Here is a 4,343-nt window from a genome sequence, read left to right as displayed (position 1 = left end):
CTGCTGGTTAGAGAGTTGTGTATCAAGAAGTATCAAAAGACATAAGTGTTTTAGCGATCGCTCTTTGGAGAAAAACTTTTTGGTTTACTGATTAACGGCACCAGCGGAAGTAGTTCAACTGAGCCGTGAAACTGGGTACTACGCGCTGCGACTAGAGAGCGGCGAAGAAATCTCTGCTAAATGCATTCTAATCTGCGCGGGTGCGTCCTATCGCAAGCTTGCCGTTGAGGGCTGCGATCGCTTTGAAGGCTCCGGCGTTTATTACGCAGCGACAGCAGTGGAAGCTCTGCTGTGCCGGGGTGCCCAGGTGGTCGTCGTGGGTGGCGGCAATTCTGCGGGTCAGGCGGCAGTTTTCCTCTCCGAACAGACTCGAAAAGTCTTTTTGCTAATTCGGGGCGGTGATCTGAGAAAAACCATGTCTCATTACCTGGTGCAGTGGATTGAGCAAACGCCCAACATCGAAGTGCAATGCTACACCGAAATCTGCAAAATCTACGGCAACAAGTGGCTCGAAGCCGTTGAGGTGTTTTGCAGTCAAACCGGACAAGCTGACACGATTAAATGTTTGGCAGTCTTTGTCTTTATCGGTGCTGTGCCGCATACGAAATGGTTGCCAGATGCCATTCAGTGCGATCGCAACGGGTTTGTCAAGACAGGTCTGCGAGTGATGGAGTCAGGCGAGTGGACGCTGCGTCGCCAACCCTTTCTGCTGGAGACCAGTCTTCCCGGCATTTTTGCAGCGGGAGACGTGCGGCTGGGTTCCATCAAGCGGGTGGCTTCTGCCGTCGGAGAAGGGGCAATGGCAGTGCAGTTCGTTCATGAGTACCTGGCTTCTAGCTAAATGGGACCCCGATCGCAGGATCGATTGAGGTAATATAAAACCCCAGTGGGTGGATAAAATGGCGATCGCTAAAATTACCCTTAAAATCAAAGCATCGACCCTACTAAACCACCGCTATGAGCAGCCACCCTCTCCTTAAAGTTGCACATGTTGCTTCTTTCGATACCTTTAATACTTCTGCTTTTCAGTTTTACCTTGCTCTTGGGAACGACAGACATAAGATTGTTGTCGTTGAAATTTAATTTTTTGACCTTGCAACCAAGCACTAGTCATGGCTAAAGCAATTAAGAAAATTAAACGTACAAGTCTATCAGGACTGGCTTGAGAGCTTTCCAAATTATAACCTCTTCGACTGTTTTGTTGTATTGGTAATGGTAGGGTCGCTGCCAGTTTTTCTATCTTCACTTGTTTTTGATTTTGTAGCAACCACACCAACATCTTTAGGGTGATTAACTGTGCTTTATTCAGGTATTTTTCTAAAAAATTTTGGTAGAATAATGCCAACATTATAATGACGGTCTTGTTCAAATTACGAGACCGTTCTTTTTTACCACAAAACCGATCTCCACAGAAGAGTCTATTACCCCTATACAGTTCATTCTCAATAAGCGCCTAATTTTTTCAAGGGGTCTGTGCCTCCCAAACCCTTCCCTGTCCGGGCTTAGAGGCGATTGTCGCCCCTTGAAGAATTAAACATAGCACATATAAAACAGAAAAAACGGAGCATGGTCGTCATGAAATCCGCAACTACGTTATATTAACTGGAATTGGGTCTCGGCTTGACCCAGATTCAGTTTGGTCAAATTTTGATAGTGTTGGAATGGTAGAGTCCGTCCGTTCATTGGATGGTAAAACAACAACTGAAACTAGTTATTTTATCAGCAGTCTTGAGAATAATGCTCAAAAGTTTGCTAATTCTGTTCGCAATCATTGGGGAATAGAGAATTCATTGCATTGGGTACTAGATGTAGCATTAAACGAGGATGACTGTCGGATTAGAAAAGATAATGCTCCACAGAATTTTGCAGTATTACGTCAGATAGCAGTCAATATTTTAGGTCAAGAGAAGCGCGTTAAGCTTGGTATTAAGAATAAACAGTTTCTCGCAGCAATGGATAATAAATATTTAGAAAGACTTTTAGAGTTAGCCGCAGCAGATTGTAAATAGTTCCCTTCCTAGTAACTTGGTACAAACCTAAAAGTTGCCCAAAAGCATTGAGCAAGGATGAATTTGATGCTCTACCTCCTTCCATAACTGTGCGAGAAATTTACTATTACATTGTTATTCCTGGTTTTCGCACTCAACGAGTTAGCTTAATTACTACTCTTTTAGATACAAAAACTTATTCTACCAAGCGAAATTGTTGGGCTTTACGGTCAACGTTGGGATAGGGTTCCGGCTTTTCTTAGTGCCATTCGGGATAGACATTATGAACCTCTGAGGGATCAAAACCTGTTTTACCTCCCTTAGAGGCTTTTTTCTTCTATCGGATGAAAGTAGTGGTCGCGCTTAACTTAGTGCCATTCGTACAACAGAGCTGAATTGGAGCCGACCGTTGCGGCTGAATTGGTCTGCCAACACGTTCTGATAGACTGCTTTATAGCCATCCACCATAGAATTTAAGCTGAAGCACTGTTCTACATGTTGGCGACATGCATGGCGATCGATTTCGGCAACTTTCGCCAACGCTTCGATGCACTCCTCAACGGTATGACAAAGGAAACCAGTCTTGCCATGAGTAATGATTTCTGGTGCAGAACCCATCGCCATCGCAATCACGGGCGTTCCACTGACCATTGATTCGGTCATCACCAGTCCAAAGGGTTCTTGCCAAGCGATGGGAAAGAGAGTTGCGACGGCACCCCCCATCAAGGCATTCTTTTGAACATGGTTTGCTTCCCCCAAAAATTCAATTTGCTTACCGTCAATATGAGGTTTAATATCCTGCTCGTAATAATCCGTATCGACGCGATCGATCTTACCTGCGATCTTTAAGTGCCAACCTGTTCGTTTAGCAATCTCAATTGCCAAATGGGTTCCTTTCTCAGGTGAGATTCGTCCCAGTAAAGCCAGGTATGGTGGATCGTCGGGTTTTGGATGAAAGATGAAGGTGGTTGGGTCAACTCCGTTGTAAACCGTAGCTACATAATTTAGTTCCAGATCCATACGGCGTTGAGAGTTAGAGATACTGATGAAATTTTGGTGTTTATGGTTCACATACATTTGTTCTATCAGTGGGGCAAAAATCCCATGAAGGGTGTGAACTGTCGGGGTTTTTACCAGATTGGCATAGGGCAGGGCTTGAAAATCGATGTGAGAATGGATGATGTCAAATTCGTTTGCCCGATCGTAGACTTTGCTGAGTTGCATCATGTTGTATATCTGCGCCTCGTGAGGCGATATTCCTAACTGCCGGAAAGATTTTGAAATGCTGGGTTCCAGTTCGGCAAGAGTCATTGAATCTGCTGTGGCGAACAGTGTAACGTCATGTCCTCGCTGGACTAACTCATTCGTCAACAGTCCAACAACAAGTTCAGTGCCACCATAGGTTAAGGGAGGAACGCGCTCTCCTAAAGGGGCAACTTGAGCAATTCGCATTCGTGATTCTCCTAAAAACTGAGTCTGAAATGTTTATTAAAGCCACCCAAGCAGGATCTGCTTTAGGAACTCTGATTGCCACGCTAACGCTGAAAGATAAGCATTTGATGAGGAAATTCTGAGGCGGTTTATAAGGAAATTCTGAATAGAAAATTTTTACTTTGATACAAGAAAGCCTTCGTGTAATCCCTCTTCCGTCAATTAGTAAGATTCGCCTCCAAATAGGGGAATTACCACCCCAACTGCTTAATGATTTCATCGGCAAGATGCAAAACATTGAATGGCTTGAAGATGACTCCAGCAAGGTCGAAAGGGCACAATTCTAGCCGATCGTCTGACAGGTCGGTTGCAGTGAACAAAATCACTGGGATCGACTGCGTGATTGGGTTGGTCTTTAAAGTTTGCAGCAGAGCCAGGCCCTCCCCATCCAGATTGAGATCCAGCAAAATCACATCAGGATGCTGCCCTTTTGCTTGCTCTAGTCCCGCTTGTACAGACTCAGATGTTATGACCGTCCAACCCTTTAGTCGTTCTAGCGTAACTTTAACAATGCGGCTTAGTTCAGGTTCGTCGTCAACGACAAGAATGCATCGATCGCCATAGGAAGATGACATTACATTTAGGGTTACTCCATCGAGTTGGAACACATTTTATCATGCAAATTTAGTCTGGTATTGGCAGCGTGAAGTAAAATTTGCTGCCCCTCCCTAATTCACTCTCTGCCCAGATGCGTCCGCCATGCAGTTGCACAATCAGACGGCAGATTGACAGCCCTAATCCTGTCCCCCCCTTTTGGCGAGAATCAGACATAAGCTGTTCCACATTTAAGTCGCATAAAATAGCAACAAGATAAACCAAGGGTGTGTGCATCATGCCAGTAAAAAGATTCCTGAAAGCGGAACA

At 44.8% G+C, this 4,343-nt stretch carries 4 protein-coding genes and 2 pseudogenes; 2 read left to right on the top strand and 4 right to left on the bottom strand.

Going from position 1 to position 4,343, the window contains the following annotated elements; all coding sequences use genetic code 11:
* Nucleotides 1-115: 115 nt before the first annotated feature.
* Nucleotides 116-841, top strand: a pseudogene (locus V7L05_RS25420) (NAD(P)/FAD-dependent oxidoreductase); the annotation flags it as partial.
* A gap of 168 nt (nucleotides 842-1,009) precedes the next feature.
* Here V7L05_RS25420 and V7L05_RS25415 read toward each other — a convergent pair.
* Nucleotides 1,010-1,348 carry a hypothetical protein gene (locus tag V7L05_RS25415; protein ID WP_335168224.1) on the bottom strand — a complete coding sequence of 113 codons (339 nt, stop codon included), beginning with the start codon at nucleotides 1,346-1,348 and terminating at the stop codon, nucleotides 1,010-1,012.
* 184 nt (nucleotides 1,349-1,532) lie between these two features.
* Here V7L05_RS25415 and V7L05_RS25410 point away from each other — a divergent pair.
* Nucleotides 1,533-2,009 (top strand): annotated as a pseudogene (locus V7L05_RS25410) (ISAs1 family transposase); the annotation flags it as partial.
* Nucleotides 2,010-2,351: 342 nt separating this feature from the next.
* Here the strand turns inward: V7L05_RS25410 and V7L05_RS25405 are convergent.
* The 3 genes from V7L05_RS25405 to V7L05_RS25395 all read right to left on the bottom strand — a co-directional run.
* Complete coding sequence (locus tag V7L05_RS25405; RefSeq protein ID WP_335168222.1) at nucleotides 2,352-3,440, bottom strand: glycosyltransferase family 4 protein; 1,089 nt, start codon at nucleotides 3,438-3,440, stop codon at nucleotides 2,352-2,354.
* A gap of 230 nt (nucleotides 3,441-3,670) precedes the next feature.
* Nucleotides 3,671-4,054 carry a response regulator gene (locus V7L05_RS25400; protein WP_335168220.1) on the bottom strand — a complete coding sequence of 128 codons (384 nt, stop codon included), beginning with the start codon at nucleotides 4,052-4,054 and terminating at the stop codon, nucleotides 3,671-3,673.
* 49 nt (nucleotides 4,055-4,103) lie between these two features.
* The coding region (locus V7L05_RS25395) for an ATP-binding protein (protein WP_335168217.1) at nucleotides 4,104-4,343 on the bottom strand (240 nt) is incomplete at its 5' end.

The sequence above is a fragment of the Nostoc sp. genome, from assembly GCF_036917755.1.
Lineage (GTDB): Bacteria > Cyanobacteriota > Cyanobacteriia > Cyanobacteriales > Nostocaceae > Nostoc.
The sequence above is the reverse complement of the archived record's forward strand: the minus strand, read 5'-3'. Positions and strand labels throughout refer to the sequence as shown.